The 24258-nt window shown below is 67.3% G+C and carries 15 protein-coding genes; 8 read left to right on the top strand and 7 right to left on the bottom strand.

Features of this window, described 5'->3' with window-relative positions; genetic code table 11:
- Window positions 1–53: 53 nt before the first annotated feature.
- Complete coding sequence (gene msbA, locus P5W99_RS04950; protein ID WP_434662443.1) at window positions 54–1808, bottom strand: lipid A export permease/ATP-binding protein MsbA; 1755 nt, start codon at window positions 1806–1808, stop codon at window positions 54–56.
- A 384-nt stretch (window positions 1809–2192) separates the two neighbouring features.
- Between msbA and P5W99_RS04945 the strand changes: the two genes are divergently transcribed.
- Complete coding sequence (locus tag P5W99_RS04945; protein ID WP_434662095.1) at window positions 2193–3005, top strand: glycosyltransferase family 2 protein; 813 nt, start codon at window positions 2193–2195, stop codon at window positions 3003–3005.
- Between the two features lie 67 nt (window positions 3006–3072).
- On the opposite strand, the gene dnaE is transcribed toward P5W99_RS04945, so the two are convergent.
- Window positions 3073–6651 carry a DNA polymerase III subunit alpha gene (gene dnaE, locus P5W99_RS04940; protein ID WP_434662441.1) on the bottom strand — a complete coding sequence of 1193 codons (3579 nt, stop codon included), beginning with the start codon at window positions 6649–6651 and terminating at the stop codon, window positions 3073–3075.
- A 201-nt stretch (window positions 6652–6852) separates the two neighbouring features.
- Here dnaE and P5W99_RS04935 point away from each other — a divergent pair, with 201 nt between their 5' ends.
- Window positions 6853–7746, top strand: a complete 894-nt coding sequence (locus P5W99_RS04935) for a sulfurtransferase (RefSeq protein ID WP_434662093.1) — start codon at window positions 6853–6855, stop codon at window positions 7744–7746.
- 18 nt (window positions 7747–7764) lie between these two features.
- Entirely contained in the window at window positions 7765–8712 is a 948-nt protein-coding gene (gluQRS, locus tag P5W99_RS04930; protein WP_434662092.1) for a tRNA glutamyl-Q(34) synthetase GluQRS, read from the top strand.
- A gap of 104 nt (window positions 8713–8816) precedes the next feature.
- On the opposite strand, the gene P5W99_RS04925 is transcribed toward gluQRS, so the two are convergent.
- The 4 genes from P5W99_RS04925 to purT all read right to left on the bottom strand — a co-directional run bounded on the left by P5W99_RS04925 (window position 8817) and on the right by purT (window position 12960).
- Window positions 8817–10298, bottom strand: a complete 1482-nt coding sequence (locus P5W99_RS04925; RefSeq protein ID WP_421044136.1) for a DEAD/DEAH box helicase — start codon at window positions 10296–10298, stop codon at window positions 8817–8819.
- A 543-nt stretch (window positions 10299–10841) separates the two neighbouring features.
- Entirely contained in the window at window positions 10842–11273 is a 432-nt protein-coding gene (locus tag P5W99_RS04920) for an MliC family protein (protein ID WP_434662091.1), read from the bottom strand.
- Between the two features lie 87 nt (window positions 11274–11360).
- Window positions 11361–11507, bottom strand: coding sequence for a DUF6726 family protein (locus P5W99_RS04915; RefSeq protein ID WP_421079570.1), 147 nt, complete (start codon window positions 11505–11507; stop codon window positions 11361–11363).
- Between the two features lie 226 nt (window positions 11508–11733).
- Window positions 11734–12960 carry a formate-dependent phosphoribosylglycinamide formyltransferase gene (gene purT, locus P5W99_RS04910; protein ID WP_434662089.1) on the bottom strand — a complete coding sequence of 409 codons (1227 nt, stop codon included), beginning with the start codon at window positions 12958–12960 and terminating at the stop codon, window positions 11734–11736.
- A 290-nt stretch (window positions 12961–13250) separates the two neighbouring features.
- Here purT and P5W99_RS04905 point away from each other — a divergent pair, with 290 nt between their 5' ends.
- Together P5W99_RS04905 and P5W99_RS04900 are read left to right on the top strand one after the other, a co-directional pair.
- Window positions 13251–13928, top strand: coding sequence for an META domain-containing protein (locus P5W99_RS04905; RefSeq protein WP_421023496.1), 678 nt, complete (start codon window positions 13251–13253; stop codon window positions 13926–13928).
- A gap of 309 nt (window positions 13929–14237) precedes the next feature.
- Complete coding sequence (locus P5W99_RS04900) at window positions 14238–19028, top strand: DNA translocase FtsK (RefSeq protein WP_434662087.1); 4791 nt, start codon at window positions 14238–14240, stop codon at window positions 19026–19028.
- Window positions 19029–19109: 81 nt separating this feature from the next.
- Here the strand turns inward: P5W99_RS04900 and P5W99_RS04895 are convergent, their stop codons facing one another.
- The gene (locus P5W99_RS04895) at window positions 19110–20402 is read right to left on the bottom strand and encodes a lactonase family protein (RefSeq protein WP_421079190.1); all 1293 of its coding nucleotides are present in this window, start codon (window positions 20400–20402) and stop codon (window positions 19110–19112) included.
- A 136-nt stretch (window positions 20403–20538) separates the two neighbouring features.
- Between P5W99_RS04895 and P5W99_RS04890 the strand changes: the two genes are divergently transcribed.
- From P5W99_RS04890 to P5W99_RS04880, 3 genes are all read left to right on the top strand, one after another.
- Window positions 20539–20697, top strand: coding sequence for a DUF3096 domain-containing protein (locus P5W99_RS04890; RefSeq protein ID WP_421023493.1), 159 nt, complete (start codon window positions 20539–20541; stop codon window positions 20695–20697).
- A 115-nt stretch (window positions 20698–20812) separates the two neighbouring features.
- On the top strand, window positions 20813–22690 hold the full coding sequence (locus P5W99_RS04885) for a glycoside hydrolase family 15 protein (RefSeq protein ID WP_434662085.1): 1878 nt from the start codon (window positions 20813–20815) through the stop codon (window positions 22688–22690).
- Between the two features lie 287 nt (window positions 22691–22977).
- Entirely contained in the window at window positions 22978–24255 is a 1278-nt protein-coding gene (locus tag P5W99_RS04880) for a polyhydroxyalkanoate depolymerase (protein WP_434662083.1), read from the top strand.
- The last annotated feature ends 3 nt before the right edge of the window (window positions 24256–24258 follow it).

Here is a 24258-nt window from a genome sequence, read left to right as displayed (position 1 = left end):
GACAGCCAGCATGCGCCCGGCATCGGGCGCCTCTCTGCGACGCCTGTGATCTCTTAAGCGGCGTTCTGCTGGAACTGAATCTTGTGCAGGTGCGCGTACAGCCCGCGCTGTTCGAGCAACTGCTGATGCGAGCCGCGCTCGACAATGCGGCCCGCCTCCATCACCAGAATGCGGTCCGCGCGCTCGATGGTCGAGAGCCGATGCGCGATCACGAGCGTCGTGCGGCCCTTCATCAGCGTTTCGAGCGCTGCCTGCACGTGGCGCTCCGACTCCGAATCGAGCGCCGAAGTCGCTTCGTCGAGAATCAGGATCGGCGCGTCCTTGTAGATCGCGCGCGCGATCGCCAGACGCTGCCGCTGCCCGCCCGAGAGCTTCATGCCGTTGTCGCCGACCCGCGTCTCGACGCCTTCGGGCAGCGCCGCGATCGTGTCCCAGAGGTTGGCCGCGCGCAGCGCTTCTTCCACGCGCGCGAGATCGGCCTTCTCGCCATAGGCCACGTTGTTCGCGACCGTGTCGTTGAAGAGCGTCACGTCCTGGCTCACCATCGCGATCTGGCTGCGCAGCGCATGGATGTCGTACTCGGGCAGCGGCACGCCATCGACGAGAACCTCGCCGCCGCTCGGATCGAAAAAGCGCGGCAGCAGGTTCACGAGCGTGGTCTTGCCGCTGCCCGACGGGCCCGCCAGCGCGATCATCTCGCCCGGCGCCGCGCTGAACGTCACGCTCTCCAGGATCGAGCGCGCACCGGGCCCATAGGAGAACGACACGTTGCGGAACTCGATCTCGCCGCGCGCGCGCTCGAGCGGCTTGCCGCCGCCGGCCGGCTCGACCGGCTCGTCGATGAGGCCGAAGATCAGCTCGGCGGCGGTCATGCCGCGCTGCAACGGCTGGTTCACGTCGATCAGATGCTTGAGCGGCGAGATCACGAGCAGCATCGACGTCACGAACGCGACGAAGCCGCCCACGGTGGTCTGGTCGTGCGAGGCCTGCACCACGGCGATCGTGATGACGACCGCGAGCGCGATCGAGGCAAGAAACTGCGTAAGCGGCTGCGCGAGGCCGCCCGAGATCGTCATGCGCATCTGATAGCCGCGCAGACGCTTGCTCATCTCGCCGAAGCGGTCCATTTCGTACTGCTCGCCGTTGTGAACCTTGACGACCTTGTAGCCGCCCACCGTCTCCTCGACGATGTACGACAGCTCGTTCGTGAGCGCCTGGTGCTCGCGGTTCAGGCGGCGCAGGCGCCGGTTGATCTTGCTGACGAGCCAGCCGATGGCCGGCAGCAGCACGGCCACGATCAGCGTTAGGCGCCAGTTCAGAATGAACAGATAGCCCAGCAGAAAGATCACCGTGAGCGAGTCGCGCACGGACGTGACCAGCACGCTCAGCAGCACGCCCAGGATCTGGTTGACCTCGAACACGATGGCGTTGATGACTGTGCTCGCCGTCTCGCGCTGGAAAAACCCGACGCTCGCATGGATCATGCGCTCGAACATCTTCAGGCGCAGCTCCAGCAGGATTTTGTTGGTCATGTACTGGAGCAGATAGCCGGACGCGTATTGCGTCAGGCCGCGCACGAGCGCGAGGCCGATCACGGCAGCGGGCACGATCCATCTGGCGCTCGTGCTGCCCTTGGTGCCGAAGCCGTGGTCGAGCAGCGGCTTGAGGAGCGCCGGAATGCCGGCCTCGGTCGCGGCCACGATCGCCAGCGTGACGATGGCGGCGACCGCCACCCAGAAGAGCGGCTTGATATACGGCCAGAGGCGCCGGCCAACCGACGAGGCAGTCGACTTCGTGCCGGAGCCGATCGGCTTGCTGAGAGTGGATTGTGGGGAGGTCTCGCTCAAGGAATCCTCTGGAAAAGCGTGTGCTGGAAATGCGGGTGGAAATGCCGGCGGGACTGCATGCGTGACTGGGCCGCTAGCCCAGCCGCCGGCCGGTTCAAGGCAGATCGTCTGACAGATGGCCTGGCGGCGCGGTACGCATTGTATACGCTTGACGCAGCACGCCGTGCGATCCGCCGGGAATGCAACAGCGGCGATCAGGCCCCGCATGCTCGCCCGCCAGCGCCCAGCCCGCTCCGGCACATCGTCCGGCATCGTCTAGAATACGCACCTCCGCGCCCGGCTGGCCTCCAGCGGGCGCGGCGCGGTACACCGCTTCCGACATTCCTCCAGAACAGGCGTCTTTCCATGTCCGACGGACTTTCTCCGATCAGCCCGAGCGGCTCACCGCATGCCACCCTTTCGGTCATCGTGGTGGCGATGAACGAGGCGCACGACATTCGCGACTGCCTCGAATCGGTGCGCGGGCTCGCGATGGAAACCATCGTGTTCGATTCCGGCAGCACCGACGGCACGCCCGACATCTGCCGCGAGCTAGGCGCGCGCGTGTTCGAAACCGACTGGCCCGGCGACGGCCCGCAGAAGAACCGGGCGCTGGCCGAGGCGCGCGGCGACTGGGTGATCTGCCTCGACGCCGACGAGCGTCTGAGCCCCGAGCTTCGCGCCGAACTGGAACGCCTGCTCGCCGAGGGCACGACGCACGCCGCATTCAGCACGCCGCGCCGCTCGAGCTTCTGCGGGCGCTTCATGAAGCACTCGGGCTGGTGGCCCGACCGCATCGAGCGCCTGTTCCGGCGCGGCAGCGCGCGCTTCACCGACGTGCGCACCCACACGCACCTGGAGATTCAGGGCACGATCGGCCAGCTCAACGGCCCGATCATTCATATTTCGATGCCTGATCTGCACGAAGCGCTTGAAAAGACCAACGCCTATTCGACGGCCGGCGCGCTCACGATGGCCGAGGACGGCAAGCGCTCGTCGCTCGCCAAAGCGCTCGGCAAGGGCTTCTGGGCGTTCTTTCGCACCTGGGTGATACGCGCGGGATTTCTCGACGGCGCCGAGGGACTGATGCTCGCGATCAACAACGCCGAGACCACGTACTACCGCTACGTCAAGCTCGCGCTGCTCACGCGCGACGGCAAAGTCGCGAAGAAACGCTGAATCGGGGCGGAAGGACAGGCAGCGCAAGCAGCAGCCATTGCCGCTCGCGCTGCCAGAAAAGACATCGTCAGTAGACGATTTCGATGGAACTGCCCACGAACTCGCCGCGCAGCGCCGCAATGAGTTCGTCGGTGGGCTTCACGCGCCAGGCGTCGCCCAGACGCACTTCGCCTTGCGCGCGTTCGTTGCTATAGACGATCTGCACCGCGAGGCCGTTCGGAATGGCCACCTGCTCGCGCTCGCGACCCCGGCCTCCACCATAACCTCCGCCGCCGTCGCGTCCGCCACGCCCGCGCGTTTCCACCACCGGCGCGGGCAGCGAATCATCGGGCTTCGCTCGATGCGCTTCGAGCACCGAGCGCAGCGCGAGCGCATTGGCATTGCCGTTCATCTGCACCTTCACGGCCTGCGCGTAGCGGCTGCGGGCGCGCTCCAGATCCATCACAGTGTCCACCGTGAAGCGGATGCCGCCCGTGAACGCGTCGTTGCGCGCCCCGCCCTGCACGACCAGCAGTTCGTCTTCCTTGAAGAGCGCCTTGTGTGCCTCATACTGCTCGTTGAACACCGTCACTTCGCACTGGCCGGTGCCGTCGTCGAGCAGCGCGATCAGCATCTTGCCGCGCTGGGTCATCTGCGTGCGCAGCGAGGCGATCACGCCCGCGACGAGCTTGTCGCGCCCTTCCTTGAGATCGCCGATCTTCTGGCGCACGAAGCGGCGCACTTCGTCCTTGTAGGCATCGAACAGGTGCCCGGACAGATAGAAGCCGAGCGCGCCCTTCTCTTCCTGCAGCCTGCGCTTGTCGCCCCAGGCGGGTTCGTCCACGAGTTCGTGCGCGGCCAGCGGCGCGTCGCCCATGTCGAACAGACCCGCCTGCATGGCGTTGGCGCTCGCCTGGTCGGCGGCCTCCATTGCCATCGGCACCGACGCGAGCAGTTGCGCGCGATTCGCGTGGATCGAATCGAACGCGCCCGCGCGGATCATCGCCTCGATCGTGCGGCGATTCACGAGGCGGCGGTCGATGCGTTCGCAGAAGTCGAACAGATCCTTGAAGAGCCCGCCTTCTTTGCGCGCGCGCAGGACTTCTTCGATGGCGTTCTGGCCGCTGCCCTTGATCGCCCCAAGGCCATAACGGATGGTGCGCGAGCGCTTGCCTTCGGCCACATGAGCATCGGCCACGGGCTCGAAGCGATACGCCGACGCGTTCACGTCCGGCGGCAGCACTTTCAAACCGTTGGTGGCGCAGTCCTCGAACAGGATCTTCACCTTGTCGGTGTCGTCCATGGCGAGCGACATGTTGGCCGCCATGAATTCGGCCGGATGGTGCGCCTTGAGCCACGCCGTGTGATAGGCGAGCAGCGCATAGGCGGCCGCGTGCGACTTGTTGAAGCCGTAGCCCGCGAACTTCTCCATCAAGTCGAAGGTCTCGTCGGCCTTCTCGCGCGTGAGACCGTTCTTCGCCGCGCCCTCCGCAAAGATCTCGCGGTGCTTGGCCATCTCCTCGGGCTTCTTCTTGCCCATCGCGCGGCGCAAAAGGTCAGCGCCGCCGAGCGAGTAGCCGCCGATGATCTGCGCCATCTGCATCACCTGCTCCTGGTAGACCATGATGCCGTAGGTCTCTTTCAGAACCGGTTCGACGCGCGGATCGGGATACTCCACCACTTCACGGCCGTGCTTGCGCGCGCAGAAGCTTGGGATCAGGTCCATCGGGCCCGGACGATACAAGGCCACGAGCGCGATGATGTCCTCGAAGCGGTCGGGCTGCGCGTCCTTCAACATGCCCTGCATACCGCGGCTTTCCAGCTGGAACACGGCAACCGTGTTGGCCTTCTTGAGGATCTGGAAGGAAGCGGGATCGTCTAGCGGCACCTGCGCGAGCGACCAGTCTTTCTTCGACGGATCCAGCATGCGGATATAACGCTCGGCCCAGTCGAGAATCGTGAGCGTGGTGAGGCCCAGAAAGTCGAACTTCACGAGGCCGACGGCTTCCACGTCGTCCTTGTCGTACTGGCTCACGACGCCGCTTTCGTCGCCCTGGGTGTAGAGGGGGCAGAAGTCTGTGAGCTTGCCGGGCGCGATCAGCACGCCGCCCGCGTGCATGCCGACGTTACGCGTGAGACCTTCCACGAGCTGCGCGAGGTCGAGCAGCTGGTGCACTTCGTCTTCGTTGTCGTAGCGCTCCTGCAGCAGCGGCTCTTCCTTCATCGCGTCGGCGATGGTGACGTGCTTGCCCGGCTTGAACGGAATGAGCTTGGCCACGCCATCGGTGAAGTTGTAGCCGAGGTCGAGCACGCGGCCGATGTCGCGCACCGCGGCCTTCGCGGCCATGGTGCCGAAGGTGGCGATCTGCGAGACGGCGTCCGCGCCGTACTTCTCCTTCACGTACTGAATGACGCGGTCGCGCCCGTGCTGGCAGAAGTCGATGTCGAAGTCGGGCATCGAGACGCGTTCCGGATTCAGGAAGCGCTCGAACAGCAGGTTGTAGCGCAGCGGATCCAGATCGGTAATGCCGAGCGCGTAAGCCACCAGCGAGCCTGCGCCCGAGCCCCGGCCCGGTCCCACCGGCACGCCGTTGTTCTTGGCCCAGTTGATGAAGTCCGCGACGATCAGGAAGTAGCCCGGGAAGCCCATCTTGATGATGGTCCCGCACTCGAATTCGAGGCGCTCGTTATAGCGTGCGCGCTCGTTCTCGCGCTCGGCTTCATCGGGATAAAGCTGCACGAGGCGTTTTTCGAGCCCCTCTTTCGAGAGCTGCACGAGATAGTCGTCGAGCGACATGCCGTCGGGCGTCGGGAAGAGCGGCAGCTTCGGCTTGCCGAGCTCGAGCGTGAGGTTGCAGCGCCGCGCGATTTCGATGGTGTTCGCAATGGCCGAGGGAATGTCCGCGAACAGCGCGACCATTTCGTCCTGGGTGCGAAACCGCTGGTCGGTCGTGAAGCGCTTCTGGCGGCGCGGATTCGCCAGAATGTCGCCCTCCGAGATGCACACGCGCGCTTCGTGCGCCGTGTATTCCTCATCGGTCATGAACTGCATCGGATGCGTGGCCACCACTGGCAGCTTCAGTTCCGCCGCAATCGCCACAGCCTGCTCGATGTACTGTTCGGCGCCCGGCTGGCCGCAGCGCTGCAACTCGATGTAATAGCCGTTCGGGAACAGTTTCGCCCAGCGCTGCGCATGACGCTTCGCGCTTTCGACGTTGCCCGCCGCGAGTGCGAGCCCCACGTCGCCCTGCTGCGCGCCCGAGATCGCGAGCAGCCCTTCGCCCAGCCCGCTTTCGAGCCACGCGACGTCGACTTCCGCGCGCCCACGATATTGATTCGTGAGCCATGCCTTGGACAGCAGTTCGCAGAGATTGAGATAACCGCGTTTGTCCTTCACGAGCAGAAGCAGACGCGAAGGTTTGTCGCGGTCGTCCGGATTCATGATCCAGACATCGCAGCCGGCAATGGGTTTGACCCCTTTGCCACGGGCTTCCGTGTAGAAACGAACGAGGCCGAATGCGTTGCCGAGGTCGGTGAGCGCGAGCGCGCCCTGGCCGTCCTTGGCCGCCGCCTTGACGAGGTCGTCGAGGCGCACGATGCCGTCGGCAATCGAGAATTCGGAGTGGACGCGGAGATGGACGAAGCGGGGATCTGACATGGGCGTGATTGTACCTCCACGGTCACGCGATTTTTGCCGTGGCCTGCGTGCCCGACCATTCGGATAAGGCCCAGCGCGGCATCGGACACGCGCAAGGCTTGCGGGGAGCGAGGCAACGCGCTGCAGGCGCTGCATGGCCCGGTTGAGGGATAATAGCGGATTACGCCCGCCGCGCCGCGGGCCCATCGGATTCAGGTTTTCAAGTTGGCCATGCGTATTCTCAATCTCTCCGCCTACCAGTTCGCGACACTCGACAAGACCGCCGAATGGCGTCCGCTCGTGCTCGAACGCTGCAAGTCGCTCGATTTGCGGGGCACCATCCTGCTCGCGCCGGAAGGCATCAATCTGTTCGTCGCGGGCGACGAAGGCAACGTGCGCGCCTTCATGGACTACATCAACCACGATCCGCTGTTCGAGGGCAAATTCGCGACCCTGCAGTTCAAGGAAAGCTTCTCGGAAACGCGCCCCTTCAACCGCATGCTGGTGCGCCTGAAGCGCGAGATCATCACCATGAAGAAGCCCGCGATCCGCCCCGAGGAAGGCCGCGCGCCGTCGGTCGCGCCGGTCGTGCTCAAGACGTGGCTCGACCGCGGCTTCGACGACGAAGGCCGCCCGGTCGTCATGCTCGACACGCGCAACGCGTTCGAGGTGGACGTCGGCACGTTCGACCAGGCGCTCGACTACCGCATCGCCAAGTTCAGCGAATTCCCGGGCGTGATCGAGGCCAACCGCGCCGATCTCCAAGGCAAGACCGTGGTGTCGTTCTGCACGGGCGGAATCCGCTGCGAAAAGGCCGCGATCCACATGAAGGAAGTGGGGATCGAACACGTGTATCAGCTCGAAGGCGGCATTCTCAAGTATTTCGAGGAAGTGGGCGGCGCGCACTACAACGGCGACTGCTTTGTATTCGATCAGCGCACCGCGCTCAACCCGCAGCTCGAAGCGACCGATACCGTGCAATGCTTTGCGTGCCGCGCGGTGGTTACGCCCGCCGGGCAGGCTTCGCCGCTTTACGTCGCGGGAAAGAGCTGCCCGGCGTGCCATCCAGAGCGCGCGGAGCCTGTTCAAGCGGTCGCCGCCACCGCGCCGGCACACGCTGCGTGATGTGTGCGTGAGGCGCGCGTGAGCGCACCGGCTCAAACGCATCAGGGGTATCGCGGGCGCTTCGCGCCCTCGCCTACCGGACCGCTGCATTTCGGCTCGCTCGTCTCGGCGCTCGCGAGCTGGCTCGACGCGCGCGCGCATGACGGCGCGTGGCTCGTGCGCGTGGAGGACATCGACGGCCCGCGCACGGTCCCCGGCGCCGCCGAGGATATTCTCGCGACGCTGGAGCGCTTCGGCTTTCACGCCGACGAGCCGCCGCAATGGCAAAGCCAGCGCCTCGATCTTTACCGCGCGGCGCTCGACCGGTTGATTGCGGCGGGCCATGTGTATCCGTGCGGCTGCACGCGCAAGGAAATCGCCGATTCGCAACTGCACGCGCACCGGCGCAACACCACTCTGATCTATCCCGGCACCTGCCGCGCGGGACTGCACGGCAAGCCCGCGCGCGCGTGGCGTCTGCGCGTGCCGGACGACACGCCCGGGGCCGGGAGCAACCCCGCGCTGATCCGCTTCGACGACCGCTGGCAAGAACCGCAGGCGCAGGATCTGGCGACCGAAGTCGGCGACTTCGTGCTGCTGCGCGCGGACGGCCAGTGGGCGTATCAACTCGCCGTGGTGGTCGACGACGCCGCGCAGAACATCACCCATGTCGTGCGCGGCGCGGACCTGCTCGACTCCACGGCGCGCCAGATCTGGCTCCAGCGGTGCCTCGCCGTGCCCACGCCCGTGTATCTGCACGTGCCCGTCGTTACCAACGAGGAAGGCGAAAAGCTCTCGAAGCAGACCGGCGCGCAAGCGCTCGACGCCGAGCGGCCGCTCGTGGCGCTGCTCGCCGCCGCGCGCCATCTCGGGCTCGAACTGCGCGACCCCGCGCCCGCGACGCTCGAAGCCTTTCAGGCCGATGCGATCGACGCATGGAGGCGCCGCCTCGCGCAATTAGAGCGGCCCGATGAAATGAGCGCATAGCCACACGATTGCAGGCAGAAATGCAAAAGCGGCGTGCCGGTCGAAACCGGCACGCCGCTTTTTTTTTCATCGCGCGAAGCCGAAGCCTCGCCAGTCCATCAGCTTCAGGACGACGAAGACGAGGTCGGCTTGTTGCGCCACGACGAACCCAGTCCACCGAGCAGCGCCGCGAGCGGCTGCTTCTGCTTTTGCGACGCGGCGGCGGCCGGCGCGGGCTTGTCTTCGGCCGCGCTGCGCGCGCTCGGCGACGGCTCGTACGGCTTCAGGAAGAAGTCGTCGACGGGCTGCGCCGGACGGTGGTGATGCGGCCGCTCGTACGCACCGGCGCGGCGATGGCCGACGCGCTCCCCGCGTCCTTCGCGGCCTTCATGACTGTCGCGCTCGCGACGCCGGCTGCCGCCTTCGTGATGCGCAACCGGCGTGTCGACCACGAGACGCTCGACCGTCAGCGGCCGCTTGATCAGCTTTTCGATATCGGCGAGCTGCTTCTTCTCGCTCGGGCTGCACAGCGAGAGCGCGTCGCCCGAGGCGCCCGCGCGGCCCGTGCGGCCAATGCGGTGCACGTAGTCTTCGGCGTTAAAGGGCAGGTCGAAGTTGATCACGGCCGGCAATTCGGCGATGTCGAGGCCGCGCGCGGCCACGTCGGTCGCCACCAGCGCCTCGATCTCGCCGCGCTTGAACGCGTCGAGCGCCTGCATGCGCTCGTTTTGCGAGCGGTCGCCGTGAATCGCCGCGGCCACGATGCCCTGCTTCTCGATCTGGCGCGCAAGACGGCTCGCGCCGATCTTGCTGTTGCAGAACACGATCACCTGTTTCAGGCCGCGCTCGCGGATTAGCTGCACGACCGCGCCGGTTTTGTCGCCTTCGGCCACTTCGTAGACGACCTGCGTGACGTTGGTGGCCGTCGAGTTGCTGCGCGCGACCTCGATGGTCTGCGGCGTGCGCAGATAGGTGGCGGCGAGCTTCTTGATCTCGCCCGAGAAGGTCGCCGAGAACAGCAGCGTCTGGCGCTCCTTCGGCAGCAGATTCAGGATGCGCTGGAGGTCCGGCAGGAAGCCCATGTCGAGCATGCGGTCGGCTTCGTCGAGCACCAGCATCTGCACCTGGCCCAGATTCGTGGTCTTCTGCTGCACGTGGTCGAGCAGGCGGCCCGGCGTCGCAATCAGGATTTCCACGCCGCGGCGCAGTTCGTCCGATTGCGGATTCATGTCGACGCCGCCGAACACCACCGCGCTGCGCAGCGCCGTGTGCTGCGCGTAGGTGCGCACGTTGTTGGCGACCTGGTCGGCCAGCTCGCGCGTAGGCGTGAGGATCAGCGCGCGCACCGGGTGGCGCGCGGGCGAGGCGCTCGTGCTTGCCAGCGGCAGCAGACGCTGAATGATCGGCAGCGAAAAACTCGCGGTCTTGCCGGTGCCGGTCTGCGCGGCGCCCATCACGTCGCGGCCCGTAAGGACCACGGGAATCGCCTGCGCCTGAATGGGCGTGGGCGTCGTGTAGCCCTGCTCCTTGATCGCCTTAAGGATCTCGGGTGCGAGGCCGAACTGATCGAAGGTCTCGGTGCTGGGCTTGACGGCTGTGTCGGACATGGTGGCTTCGCTATAAAGGCGCTATGCGCGCGAGGCGCGACGCGCCTCAAATATTCACTGCAGGGTACTGCCGGATTGCTTCGAAAAGTGCGGGCAAACTGGGCGAGCGTTACTGAGTTACGGCGCTGCGGGGCCGCAGCGGCTTTTTCCGCCTGGCTGCCGGCCGCAGCGGCCGCGTTGGCCGTCCAGCAGACGGCTCGCGGAAAATGCCGGCAGATTCGCGCGGGAACGCCATCGAGTCAACCCATCGCGGTGTGCAGGGAGCGCCGGCTGCACGGCCGCGCTCGACCCGCTCGTTCCCTTGTTGCCAGCCGGTGCGCCCGGCTGTTTCAGTCGATGTCGTAACGCCTGGGCGTCTGCCTCGTCCCGGCGCTCGCGGGCGCGGCAGTCTGCCCCGTCGCCGGCCAGAACCCGCCACGAGAGCAGGCGCAATTCGGCGAAAGGCCGGTATTGTAACACCTTGGCATAAATCCCTATGGCCGGGCAGTCCGGCTTCTGCACGCCGCTCACCGGAACGGCGCGGGCGCAAAGCGCCGGGGGGCCCTAGCGCATGATCGTGGCGCAACCGGAAACGAGGGGCTTGGGACTGGCTTCGGACATGTCGTCGTAGAGGTCGGCGCCGGGACCCTTGGTCCACCAGGTATAGCGGTCGGCGACGTATTTCACGCCCGACGCGGCAATCACACCGACAAACAGCAGCGTGCGGCCCGCCACGGGAACGAGCGCGAAGCTCTGCCCGTTGGAGCCGTTGATGTAGGTCACCTTGACGGTCTTGCCGTCCGCGCAGGTATAGCGATAGGTGTGGCGAGACTGGGTCTGGATCTCGCGCACGTCGAGCGAGGCGGCTTGCGCGGCAGTTGCCGCAAGGCTCGCGCCGGCGCCGAGGACGGCGAACGCGAGCACGCCCGCAGCAAATCGGCGCGGCGTGCGTAGACGGGCGGCAAGACGAAGGGCGGCGTCGCATCCGCGGATCATGGCGTGTTCTCCCGATACCCGGTTGGACCGGCGCGCTGCGCCGGCGTGGTGATTGGCCGTGTTGCGCCGCTGCACGGGCTTCACGGGTCAGGGGTCGATCACGTCGGCGCAGGCGTCGGTGGGCGCGGCGGCCACGTGCCCGACCACCGGCACGATCTTCAAGCCCGCCGACACCACGCGGCACGGCGCGGCAGCGAGGCCGCAGCCCGAGAGCGCGAAAGCGCACACCACCATCAGCCCACGCGGCCACCACAACGCGATCGACTTCATCATTCCCAATTTCCTGCAATGGCTTGACACGATAACCCGGCGCATCGCGCCGCGCCCCGTGCATGCCTGGCCATGCACTGCGGCAGCGCGGACCGAGCGGAAAGAACAGCGATTATCCGGCGCTACGACGGCAGCACGAATGCGCCCGATTAACACGGCCTCAAGTCAGGCGTCGCCACGCCAGCGCTTGTTACGACGGGCTCCCCGGCACCGGGCGCACCGCCGAGGCCGCCGCACGTGCGCGCGAGCGGGCTTCGTCGATATCGACGCCCGTCGCGAGCGCGACGCCCATGCGGCGCTTCGCGAAGCTCTCGGGCTTGCCGAACAGGCGCAGGTCCGCACCCGGCACGGCCAGCGCTTCTGCCACGCCTTCGAAGGCAATGCCGCGCGCATCCATGCCCCCGTAAATCACCGCCGATGCGCCCGGCCCGCGCGCCGTCGTATCGACCGGCAGCCCGAGAATCGCGCGCGCATGTAGTTCGAACTCGGAGAAGCGCTGCGACGCGAGCGTGACAAGCCCCGTGTCGTGCGGACGCGGGCTCACTTCCGAGAACCAGACGTCATCGCCGCGCACGAACAGCTCGACGCCAAAGAGGCCGCGGCCGCCCAGCGCCTCGGTCACCTTGTGCGCAACCTCGCGCGAGCGTTCGAGCGCCTTCGGGCTCATCGGCTGCGGCTGCCACGACTCCACGTAGTCGCCGTCGACCTGGCGGTGGCCGATCGGATCGCAGAAGTACGTCTGCACGGCACCGCTCGCCGGATCGGTCGCGCGCACGGTGAGCTGCGTGATTTCGTATTCGAAGTCGATAAAGCCCTCGACGATCACGCGGCCGTGATTCACGCGTCCGCCCGCGAGCGCGTATTGCCAGGCACGCTCGACATCGGCATCGCTCTTGATCACCGACTGCCCCTTGCCCGAGGACGACATCACCGGCTTCACCACACACGGGTAGCCGACCGTGGCGATGCCGGCCTTCAGTTCGTCGAGCGAATCCGCGAATGCGTAAGGCGAGGTCGGCAGGCCCAGTTCCTCTGCTGCGAGACGCCGGATGCCTTCGCGGTTCATGGTGAGCTGCGCGGCGCGCGCGGTGGGGATCACCACGGCTGCGCCTTCGGCCTCGACGGCCGCCAGCGCATCGGTGGCGATGGCCTCGATCTCGGGCACCACAAGGTGCGGCCGCTCGGCGTCGATGAGCGCGCGCAGCGCCTTGGGATCGGCCATGTCGATGACGTGGGCGCGATGCGCGACCTGATGGCCGGGCGCGTTTTCGTAGCGGTCGACGGCGATTACTTCGACGCCGAGGCGTTGCAGCGCGATGATCACTTCCTTGCCGAGTTCGCCGGCGCCGAGCAGCATGACTCGGGTGGCGGAAGCGGAAAGCGGCGTGCCGATGCGACGCGAGAGGGAGGGGTCCATACCATCTCCAGGAATGAGAGCGAGGCGGCGCGTGATTCGCGCGCTTCAAGGGAATGCGAATGCGAGGGAGCGCCGATGTTAACACCCCGTGCCCGGTCTCGCGCCACCCGTGCGTGAATTGAGCGGGCCTTGCGCGAGAAATCGGTCCCACGCAGGTCCCACGCAGGCCCCAGGCGCCTCGATCGAGCGCGTGAGGCAGGCTTTTGCAGATCTCCAGCGAGCCTTTGCGCTCGCATGCGGCCCCTTGGTGCGTTACGCTTACGCCTTCGCCAGTTATAAGGAACGATGCGATGCCCCACCGCTCGAGCACACGCCCCGCCGCACGCAAGATTGCGCGCCTGCTCGCCTCGCGTGCGTCATACACCGCGCCGTTCGCGGCCGCCGCTGCGGCTGCGCTCCTGCTTGCCGCCTGCAAGCTGCCGGTTCACCAGGACACGTCCGTACCGCCGCCCGACCCGTTCAATCCCGCCACGACTCAATTGCTCGACAACACGCATTGGCAACTCGTCGAATGGAAACGCGCCGACGGCACGCAGCGCGCGGTGCCCGCAGTGCCGAGCGCATCCGCCGACAGCGGCGCCCCTGATGTTCGAGCCGCGCGGCCCATCACGCTCGATCTCTCGACCGGCAGCGGCCAGCGCCGTGCGAGCGGCTTCTCGGGCTGCAATCGCTACATGGGCAGCTACTCGCTCAAGAACGGGCTGCTCTCGTTTGGCCAGCTCGCGGGCACGCGCATGGCGTGCATCGGCACGGGCGGCGAAATCGAAGGTCCGTATCTCGACGCACTCGCGCACATCCAGCGTTCGGGCGTGCAAATGCGCGAACCGCAAGCACTTCTGGTCGTGCTCGAAAACGGCGACCGCCTGACCTTCGCCCAAGCGGGTGGGCCCGCTGCGGCCGGTGCGCCCGCAAGCGCGCCGTCCGCAGCGTCCGCCTCCGCCGCCATGCCCGCGAAGCAGGGCAAGTGAGGCGCCGCGCCATCCGGCAGCCGCGCCCGCTTGCGGCGCAGCTCTTTTTGGCGCACCGTCTCGCACCTTGCGTGCGGCACACTGGTCCACAGTCTCACAGTCTTCTTCCTGCTGAGTTCCGCACGGTTTACGGCGTGGTTTCCCGCAGCGGCGCGCCCTGCTTATAGCCGTGCGCGCCGGGCTTGCAGCACGCTCGCCAGGCGCCTGAGCGGCCACCCCGGTTGCGGCGCGGCAACGCGCATTGCGGTGCGCAGGGGCCTGGCGGTTACACTCGATACGTTGCACATCTTTTAAGCGTTGATCTCTGGCATGCACACGGTAGTCCCTGGCTGGTTCGGCTTATCCGCCATCTGGTTCGTCCCTCTGATCTGGCGTCTCGTGAAGTCGGTGCTGCCTGGCGGCGCGGGCTTGCACGGGCCTGGCACGATCCGGCTTTGGCTCGGCTTTGTCTGCGTGTTGCTGGCAAGCTGCGCGCTCGAAGCCACGCTCCTGAACATCGACGGCTTCGATGCGCTCGGGCATGCGCTCGCGGGCGGGCTCGGCAAGCTGATCGGGCGTATCGCCGCGCCGCTCGCGATGGCGGCGCTGCTGTTCGTGAGCCTGCCCTGGCTCATCGATTTCCGCTGGCGCGACTTCTTCGCCTGGGCCGACGTCTCGCTCGGCCTCGGGCTCAACATCCGTCCGTCGAACAAAGAAGACGACGATGAACGCCGCAGCCGCCGCGCGTCCAGACAGGACGCCGCGCAGCCGCACGGCGCGGCGCGCTCGGGCTCGGGCTCGCATGGCATGAGCGGCCTGGGCGGCCTCGGCAAGCTGGCTAGCGGCCTTGGCAGCGGCCTGGGGCTCGGGGGCAGGACGGCTTCGGGCGCGAGGCCGGCGCAGGGCATCGGTGCCAGCAGCGCAAGCGGCACGCCTGGTGCAGGCGGCTTTGCCGAACCGCTCGATGGAGCACGCCGCAAACGTCCAACCGTATGGCGTCCGCAGATGCCGGGCAAACGCGCGGCGAGCGCCGCCGGCGTGGCAAGTGCGGCGGCGGGCGCGACGGCTCGGGACGCGGATGGCGCATTCGCGGTGAATGGCGGGACGCGTAGCAGCGCCTCGCCGTGGCGTACAGAACCGGATTTCGCGTCGCCGGAGCCAAGCCCCGCCGCCGCATGGGCGCGCTCCGAACCGACCGCCCCGGCTGGCTGGCTACGCGAGGGTCAACCGATCGATGCGCGCCGCAGCCCGGCAGCGGGCGCGAACGGTGCACCGTCCACTACCCCACCAGCCGGCTTTCCCCCCGACTCGCGCCGCCAGGCATTGGCCGACATCGGCGGCGCACCGTTCGGCGGGGCTCCGGCAGGTGGCGCGGCGCTTGCCGGCTCAGCCGGCAGCACGACGACGCGGCGCGCGGCCCCGATCCCCCCGGCTGCCCCCATTGCCGCCCCGCTCTCCTCCGCGATGTCGCCGCCGATTTCACCCATGAGCGCGCCGGGCATGCGCCAGGCGGCAGCCGCCGCCACACTCGCATCGACGACTGCGGTCACGCCGCGCGGCTTGTCCGCGCCGCGCGATCCGCTGGTTTCGCCGTTTGCGCAACCGGCCCCGGCACGCCGTAGCGCGCCGCCGCCCGTCGCGGGCAGCACCGCCGCGCGCGCAGCGGCCGCAGCCGCGCCACAAGCACGCCAGCAGAAACCGCAGCGTCCGTTCGTCTGGCCGGCCAAGGGCGCATCCAACCCGGCACAGCGCGCGCCCGACTCGTCATTCAGCACCCGGTTCGGTGCGCCCGCAACGACGCCGCTCGCGGGCACCGCCACGCCGGCCTACTCCCGCCCAGCGCAGGGCACGGCATCCGCGCCGCAAGCGCCCCTCTCGACCGGCGTGCTCGAAACGCTGCGCTCGATCGAGGAAAACGCCGCGCGCTGGACGACGCTCGCGGGCGCGAGCCTCGCGCGCCGCAACACGATCGACCAGGCTACAACGCAAACGGAATTGCGCGCGAACGCCGATACCGCCGCTGACCCGCCGGCCAGCGACGCGAGCCTCGCCACGGCAGCGCACGCGGCATCGCCGCTTGTCGAATCGCAGATCGCTCCGCTGCCCGAAGCGGCAGCGCTCGATAGCGCGGCTCCCGCAGATGCGGCGAACGAACCGCCTCCGCTGGCTTGCGCAGCGCCTCTGGCGCATGCGCCGGCCGAACTCGCCCAAACGCCCGCGAGCGTGCGCCGCGACGCGTCGCCGGCTCCCGCGCAACCGGAACAAACCGCTGAATCCGGCCTGGCGTCCGCTGCATCGACCGCCGCGATGCCGTCGGTCACCCCCTCCGCTGCCGAATCGATCGCGCCGTGGACTGACGCCGACGATGCCCCGAACCCGCGCCACCCGAGCGCCCTCCCCGCGTTCCTCATCGATGCGCAAGAGGAAGACGTGCTGCCAGAGCCTGCAGCGCCCGCTGCAACCGCAACGCCGCCCGCACAGCCGCTCGCAACTTCGCCCGTCCACTGGCCGACCTTCGACAACGGCATGCCGTGGGTCATGCTCGACGACGAACCGGAAGCCTCCGAACCAGCCGACGCAGCGCCTGACCAGGCCGCTTCGGCGCCCGAGCCCACGGCTCGAGCCGCGAGCCTTGCGCCGTCGGAGAACGTTGCCCAGACCCGCGCCGCGCTGCCGCCTGCCACGCCGCTCCCGCATCACGATGCCGTCGACGTGACGAGCGAGCCGCCGCAGCCTGAAGCAACGCTGGACGTAACGCCCGATGTACCGGAACCGCAAAGCGCCGAAAACGTCGTCCAATTCCCGCGCGTTGCGACGGTAGCGCTGCACGCCGTGCCGTCCACGCCGGCAAGCCATGACGCGATCGCAGAGACATCGCCTGTGAACGCCGTGCAACCGGACGACACGCGAGCCGGCCACGACGCCTCGCTGCCCGCGCACCAGGCCCGCGCTTTTGCACCGGCACCCGCCGTTGAAGTGCCTTCGTTTCTGGCTCGGGTGCCCGATACTGCATCCAGCACGATGCCCGACGCAACGCCGGGCGCCATGGCCACGACGCCCATTGCGCCGGCGAGTTTCGCGCCCTGCTCGCCCGTGGCGGCCCGTGCTCTGCCCACGCCGGCCCCGTTCGCTGCCGCGCCTGCCACGCCCGCGGAACCCAAGCCCGAGGCCCCTGCGCAGCCGGCTGCGCCCGCGCAGCCCGCAATCACCGCGACGCCGCCATTTGCATCGATCGGCTCCGCAAGCGCGCCCGCCGTCGCCGCGATTCAGGCATCAGCGGCAGCGCCGTTCGTTGCCCCGGCAGTCGAAGCCACGCAGCAAACCGCCGCGCATGAGGCCCCTGCGCCACTGTCGCCCGCCCCGGTTGCAACAGGCGGCTACGCCAGCATGACACCGCCGTGGGCGCAGGCAACCGCAACCCCGCTCGACCACGGCAAAGGCGCGCCCGCTATACCGCCCGCCACACCGCCCGAGGTCCAGCCCGAGGTCCAGCCCGAAGTTCAGCCCGAAGTTCAGCCCGAAGTTCAGCCCGAAGTTCAGCCCGAAGTTCAGCCCGACGTCCAGCAAGCCCCCGCGCCGCGCCAGCCCGTGCGCGGCCACGCGCCGACCTCGTTCGAGTTCCAGCCGCTCAGCGCGTCGGCGGTCGAGTTGCCCGGCATCGAACTGCTCGAGCGCGCCTCGTCCGAAATCGAGCCCGTCTCCGAGCAAAAGCTCGCCGAAACGAGCCAGCTGATCGAGCAGCGCCTGCAGGAATTCAAGGTGCCCGTGACCGTAGTGGGCGCGTCGGCGGGCCCGGTCATCACGCGCTTCGAAGTCGAGCCCGCGCTCGGCGTGCGCGGCAGCCAGATCGTCGGCCTCATGAAGGATCTTTCGCGCGGTCTCGGCCTCACGTCGATCCGCGTGGTCGAGACCATCCCCGGCAAGACCTGCATGGGGCTCGAACTGCCCAACGCGCGCCGCCAGATGATCCGCCTCTCGGAGATTCTCGAATCGGCGCCGTACCACCGCTCGCAGTCGAAGCTCACGATCGCGATGGGCAAGGACATCGTCGGCCACCCGATCGTCACCGACCTCGCCAAGGCGCCGCACATGCTCGTCGCGGGCACGACCGGCTCGGGCAAGTCGGTGGCGATCAACGCGATGATCCTCTCGCTGCTCTACAAGGCCACGCCCGAAGACGTGCGGCTCATAATGATCGACCCGAAGATGCTGGAACTTTCGGTGTACGAAGGCATTCCGCATCTGCTCGCGCCCGTGGTCACCGACATGAAGCTCGCCGCCAACGCGCTGAACTGGTGCGTGGGCGAGATGGAGAAGCGCTACCGGCTGATGTCGGCGGTGGGCGTGCGCAATCTCGCGGGCTTCAACCAGAAGATTCGCGACGCCGAAGCGCACGAGAAGAAGATCGGCAATCCGTTCTCGCTCACGCCCGAGGCGCCCGAGCCGCTCTCGCCGCTGCCGATGATCGTGGTGGTGATCGACGAGCTCGCCGACCTCATGATGGTCGCGGGCAAGAAGATCGAAGAGCTGATCGCGCGTCTCGCCCAAAAGGCGCGCGCTGCGGGCATTCATCTGATCCTCGCGACGCAGCGCCCTTCCGTGGACGTCATCACCGGTCTCATCAAGGCGAACATTCCGACGCGCGTGGCGTTCCAGGTCTCGTCGAAGATCGACTCGCGCACGATTCTCGACCAGATGGGTGCCGAGTCGCTGCTCGGCCAGGGCGACATGCTGTTCCTGCCGCCGGGCACCGGCTACCCGCAGCGCGTGCACGGCGCGTTCGTCGCCGACGAGGAAGTGCACGCCGTGGTCGAGTATCTGAAGCAGTTCGGCGAGCCCGAGTATGTCGAAGGCATCCTCGACGGCCCCGCCAGCGAAGGCGCGCCACAGGATCTGTTCGGCGAATCGCCCGATGCGGAAGCCGATCCGCTCTACGACGAAGCGGTCGCATTCGTCGTGCGCACGCGGCGCGCGTCGATTTCCTCGGTGCAGCGGCAGTTGCGCATCGGCTACAACCGCGCCGCGCGCCTCGTCGAGCAGATGGAAGCGGCGGGCCTTGTCTCGCCGATGGGCATCAACGGCAGCCGCGAAGTGCTTGTTCCAGGAGGCCAGGCCGAGTAAGCCTCGCGATGCGTGCCGTGAGGCACGAACGCCTGAACGCAAAGCGCCGCGCCGGAGCGATCCAGCGCGGCGCTTTGCTTTTTACGGCGCGACGAACTTGAAGTCGACGGGCGAGCCGATGTCGATGCGCTTCGGATTCGGCTCGAGCAGGCCCGTTTCCTGATTGCGGCGGAACACCCAGGCCGTGTCGCTGTTCTGATTGCCGACGATGAGCCACTGGCCGCTCGGATCGATCGCGAACTCGCGCGGCGCCTTGCCGAGGCTCGATTGACGGCCCACGCGCCTGAGCTTGCCCGTGTGCGCGTCGACGGCGAAGATCGAAATGTCGTTGGCGTCGCCGCGATTCGAGACGTACAGGAACTTGCCGTCCGGCGACAGATGCAGCGCCGCCGCACCCACCGCGCCCTTGAAAGCCGGCTCCGTCAGCTTTTCGACCTGTTCGAGCGTCAGGCGACCGTCGTGGTAAGCGAACACGCTCACCGTGGCGGCCAGTTCACTCGTGAGGTAGGCGAAGCGTCCGTCGTTGCCGAAGACGAGGTGGCGCGGTCCCGTGCCGGCCTTCACGTCGGTGTAGCGCCACTCGGCCGGGCTCACGAGACCGCGGCTGCCGTCCGGCGTGTAGCGGTAAGTCCAGAGCTTGTCGGTGCCGAGATCCTGCGTGAAGAGATAGCGCCCGTCCGGCGAGAACACCGTGGAATGCACGTGCGCGCTGTCCTGACGCCCTTTCACCGGACCGCTGCCCTCGTGATGCACGGTGAGCACCGAGGCCCCGAGCTTGCCGTCCTGCTCAATGGGCAGCACCGCGAAACTGCCGCCGGGGTCCGCCGCCACCGAATAGTTGGCGACGAGGAGATAGCGCCCATCGGGTGAAAGGCTCAGATAGCATGGATCGTTGCCTTGCGCGGACACCTTGTTGAGGAACGTAAGCTGGCCGCTCGCGGCGTCGAAGCCGAATGCACTCACGTCACCGCGCTGGGTCGCCGGGCCATTGTCGCCGGGCAGCTCGTTCACCGCGTAGACGAAGCGCTTGTCCTTGCTGACCACGAGATACGACGGATTCACCGTCTTCGCGACGCTCACCTGCCGGGCGTCGCCGGTTTTCGAGTCGAAGCGATAGACGTAGAGCCCCTCGCTCTTGCCGCCGGTATAGGTGCCGACGATCAACTCATACACGCCATTGGCTGCCGTATCGGCTAATGCGCCCGCGCTGGTCTGAGCGAACGCCTGGGTGGCGGCGACTGAAGCCATGATGACGATACCCTTGATGATCTGATGAATGAGCGCGCGCCTTTTCGCGTGCGGCACATGGTTACGGTGGCGGCGATCGAGCCGGCGCGCGGGCACGGCGATTGCTGCGTCATGGACCTGAAACATGTCGACCTCCATTTTTCTTGTCGAAGCGCGAGCGCATCGGCGGCGTGAGGATTCGCGGCCCAGTATAGGAGAGCTTGCGCCAGGCTGGCCGCTGGCCGCCAGGCCAGGCCCGCTCTGCCCAGGGAGGAACCAGTCAATGAACATCCATCTTGCGATCGGCCCGCTCGTCTCGCTCATCGCCGGCATTCTGATTCTCGTTGCGCCGCGCCTGCTCAATTACATCGTTGCGCTTTATCTCATCATCATCGGGCTGGTCGGGCTCTTCGGCACCGGCGGCCACTTCGGGCATTTTTGATGCAGGCGTGCATGGCATGCCGCAAAACGCGTTGCGCGAGTCCCCCCGCACCCACTAATCTTGTGCGTGCATCTGCCGTTTCCGCTCCAGGCGCAACGCTGTCAATCTGCTTACCATGCCCGCACTCATCGAAGACTATGCAATGATCGGCGACGGCCACACGGCCGCGCTCGTGTCCCGCGAGGGCTCCATCGACTGGCTCTGCTGGCCGCGCTTCGATTCCGGCGCGTGCTTCGCGGCGCTGCTCGGCACCGAGAACAACGGCCGCTGGCTGATCGCGCCGGTCCCGCCGGCCGACAGCTCCCAGGCCACGATCAAAACCACGCGCCGTTACCGCGGCGAGACGCTGATCCTCGAAACCGATTTCGAAACGCCCGAGGGCGCCGTCACGCTCATCGATTTCATGCCGCCCGGCAATGGCTGGAGCGAACTCGTGCGGCTCGTGGTGGGCCGGCGCGGCACCGTACGCATGCACTGCGAACTCGTGCTGCGCTTCGACTACGGTTTTTCGGTGCCCTGGGTGAGCCGCCTCGCTTACGAGAGCGGCATCAAGGCGACGGTCGGCCCCGACACCGTCGTGCTGCGCACGCCCGTCGACCTGCAAGGCGAGAACATGCGCACCGTCGCCGAATTCGATGTGAGCGAAGGCGAGCGCGTGCCGTTCTCGATGGCCTACGCGGCCTCGCATCTGCGCCTGCCGCCGCCGCGCGACCCCTTCACGGCGCTCGCGCGCACCGAGAACTTCTGGGAGGAATGGTCGGCGCGCAGCACCGTCGAAGGCCGCTGGGCCGAGCCGATCCGCCGCTCGCTCATCACGCTCAAGGCGCTCGCGTTCGAGCCCACCGGCGGCATCGTCGCGGCGCCCACCACTTCGCTGCCCGAGCAGCTGGGCGGCACGCGCAACTGGGACTACCGCTACTGCTGGCTGCGCGACGCCACCATCACGCTGCTCGCGATGATGCGCGGCGGCTACTACGACGAAGCGCGCGCCTGGCGCGCATGGCTCGGCCGCGTGATGGCGGGCTCGCCCTCGCAGTTGCAGATCATGTACGGCATTGCCGGCGAGCGCCGCCTGCCCGAGTTCGAGCTCGACTGGCTGCCCGGCTACGAAGGCGCGAAGCCGGTGCGCGTGGGCAACAACGCGGTCGGGCAGTTGCAGCTCGACGTTTATGGCGAAGTCATGAACGCGCTGCACCTCGCGCGCGTGGGCGGCCTGCAGGCCGACGAAACCGCGTGGTCGATCCAGTGCACGATGCTCGAGCACCTCGAAAAAGTCTGGACCGAGCCCGATGAAGGCATCTGGGAAACCCGCGGCGGGCGTCAGCACTTCACGTTCTCGAAGGTCATGGCGTGGGTGGCGTTCGACCGCTGCATCCGCTCGGCCGAGAAGTTCGAGCTGCCCGGCCCGCTCGATCACTGGCGCACGCTGCGCGACACCATTCACGCGACCATCTGCGAGCGCAGCTTCAATCCCTCGCTCAATTCGTTCACGCAGATCTACGGCGGCACCGACCTCGACGCGAGCCTGCTGCTGATGCCGCTGGTGGGCTTTTTGCCGGCCTCGGACCCGCGCATCGCGGGCACGGTCGCGGCCATCGAGCGCGACCTGATGGTGGAAGGTTTCGTGATGCGCTACCGCACCACCGACTTCAACGACGGCCTGCCGCCCGGCGAGGGTACCTTCCTCGCCTGCAGCTTCTGGATGGTGGACAACCTCGCGCTCCAGGGCCGCGTAGACGACGCGCGCAAGATGTACGAGCGTCTGCTTGCGCTCGCCAACGACGTCGGACTGCTCGCCGAGGAGTACGACCCGGCGGCGGGCCGGCTTGTGGGGAATTTTCCACAAGCGTTTTCTCATGTGGCCCTCGTTCATACGGGGCTGAATTTGATGCGCCACGAGCAGGACATGGCCCGGGCGACCGGGCATCCGGCCGTTGCCGGGGCTCCGCCGATCGATCCGGATCTCGCGACGGCGGCGAACGAGGCATCGTAAAAGTACGAAATCGATGCCAAACAGGGGCGCAAGCGCACGAAAACCCCCATGCGCCTGCGCCAAGTGCGCTACACTTGGGAATGGGCTTGCTGCATTGCACAACGATCCGGAAGCCGCCAGGCACGGGAGGTCCGATCCTGGCGCCGGGATCCGCATCTGCTTGCGGCAAACCGTACGCCGCGCCGTTCAGGCGGCAGGCTGCAAAGCCGATAAACAGGCTAACCGACCAACTACAGGCCGCGTTCCGTGCCGCGCGGGCGCGAACCGTCCCCGATGCTGGAGCACCCATGCTCTACCAAATCCGTGAATTTCAACGCGCCCTGCTGAGCCCGCTTACTGCGTGGGCGCAGGCCGCCTCCAAGTCGTTCTCGAATCCGGCGAGCCCGTTCTCGCTCGTGCCGGGCGCCACCCGCCTCGCGGCGGGCTACGAGCTGCTCTACCGCCTCGGCAAGGACTACGAGAAGCCCGAATTCGACATCCGCCAGATCGAGAAAGACGGCTTCAACATTCCGATCGTCGAGCAAACCATCATCGAAAAGCCGTTCTGCCGGCTGCTGCGCTTCAAGCGCTTCGCCGACGATACAACCGCCGTCGCGGCGCTCAAGGACGAGCCCGCAGTGCTCGTGTGCGCGCCGCTCTCGGGCCACCACTCGACGCTCCTGCGCGACACCGTGCGCACGCTGCTGCAGGACCACAAGGTCTACATCACCGACTGGATCGACGCGCGCATGGTCCCGCTCGAAGCCGGCCCGTTCCATCTGGACGACTACATCGCCTACATTCAGGAATTCATCCGCCATATCGGCGCGAGGAACCTGCACGTGCTTTCGGTGTGCCAGCCCACGGTGCCGGTGCTTGCGGCCATCTCGCTGATGGCGAGCCGCGGCGAGGCCACCCCGCTCACCATGACGATGATGGGCGGCCCGATCGACGCGCGCCGCAGCCCCACGACGGTCAACTCGCTCGCCACCGAGCACTCGATGGAATGGTTCGCGAACAACGTGATTCACACGGTGCCCGCCAACTATCCGGGCGAAGGGCGCGCGGTCTATCCGGGCTTCCTGCAGCACGCGGGCTTCGTCGCGATGAATCCGGGCCGCCACACCACCGCGCACTGGGACTTCTACAAGAGCCTGCTGCGCGGCGACGAAGAGGATGCCGAAGCACATCGCCGTTTCTATGACGAATACAACGCGGTGCTCGACATGGCCGCCGAGTACTACCTCGAAACCATCCGCACGGTGTTCCAGGAGTTCAGCCTCGCCGAAGGCACGTGGGACGTCGCGGGCGAGCGCGTGAAGCCGCAGGACATTCGCGAGACCGCGCTCTTCACGATCGAAGGCGAACTCGACGACATCTCGGGCTCGGGCCAGACGCACGCCGCGCACGAGCTGTGCACGGGCATCGCGGAGCAGCACAAGCATCGCCTGACCGCAGAAAAGTGCGGCCACTACGGCATCTTCTCGGGCCGCCGCTGGCGCACCATCATCTATCCGCAATTGCGCGACTTCATCCGCGAGCACCAGCGCGCGAAGAAGACCGCAAAGGAAAGCGCCGTGGCGTGAGTC

This window comes from Paraburkholderia sp. A3BS-1L, from assembly GCF_051125215.1.
Taxonomy (GTDB): domain Bacteria; phylum Pseudomonadota; class Gammaproteobacteria; order Burkholderiales; family Burkholderiaceae; genus Paraburkholderia.
This window is presented reverse-complemented; position numbering and strand designations above follow the sequence as displayed.

Coding starts and splice junctions, on each gene's coding strand:
- P5W99_RS04925 (WP_421044136.1), bottom strand. CDS start 10,298: ATGTCCGACACAGCCGTCAAGCCCAGCACCGAGACCTTCGATCAGTTC.
- P5W99_RS04885 (WP_434662085.1), top strand. CDS start 20,813: ATGCCCGCACTCATCGAAGACTATGCAATGATCGGCGACGGCCACACG.
- P5W99_RS04905 (WP_421023496.1), top strand. CDS start 13,251: ATGCCCCACCGCTCGAGCACACGCCCCGCCGCACGCAAGATTGCGCGC.
- P5W99_RS04945 (WP_434662095.1), top strand. CDS start 2,193: ATGTCCGACGGACTTTCTCCGATCAGCCCGAGCGGCTCACCGCATGCC.
- P5W99_RS04895 (WP_421079190.1), bottom strand. CDS start 20,402: ATGTTTCAGGTCCATGACGCAGCAATCGCCGTGCCCGCGCGCCGGCTC.
- P5W99_RS04890 (WP_421023493.1), top strand. CDS start 20,539: ATGAACATCCATCTTGCGATCGGCCCGCTCGTCTCGCTCATCGCCGGC.
- P5W99_RS04880 (WP_434662083.1), top strand. CDS start 22,978: ATGCTCTACCAAATCCGTGAATTTCAACGCGCCCTGCTGAGCCCGCTT.
- P5W99_RS04920 (WP_434662091.1), bottom strand. CDS start 11,273: ATGATCCGCGGATGCGACGCCGCCCTTCGTCTTGCCGCCCGTCTACGC.
- P5W99_RS04935 (WP_434662093.1), top strand. CDS start 6,853: ATGCGTATTCTCAATCTCTCCGCCTACCAGTTCGCGACACTCGACAAG.
- purT (WP_434662089.1), bottom strand. CDS start 12,960: ATGGACCCCTCCCTCTCGCGTCGCATCGGCACGCCGCTTTCCGCTTCC.
- P5W99_RS04900 (WP_434662087.1), top strand. CDS start 14,238: ATGCACACGGTAGTCCCTGGCTGGTTCGGCTTATCCGCCATCTGGTTC.
- P5W99_RS04915 (WP_421079570.1), bottom strand. CDS start 11,507: ATGGTGGTGTGCGCTTTCGCGCTCTCGGGCTGCGGCCTCGCTGCCGCG.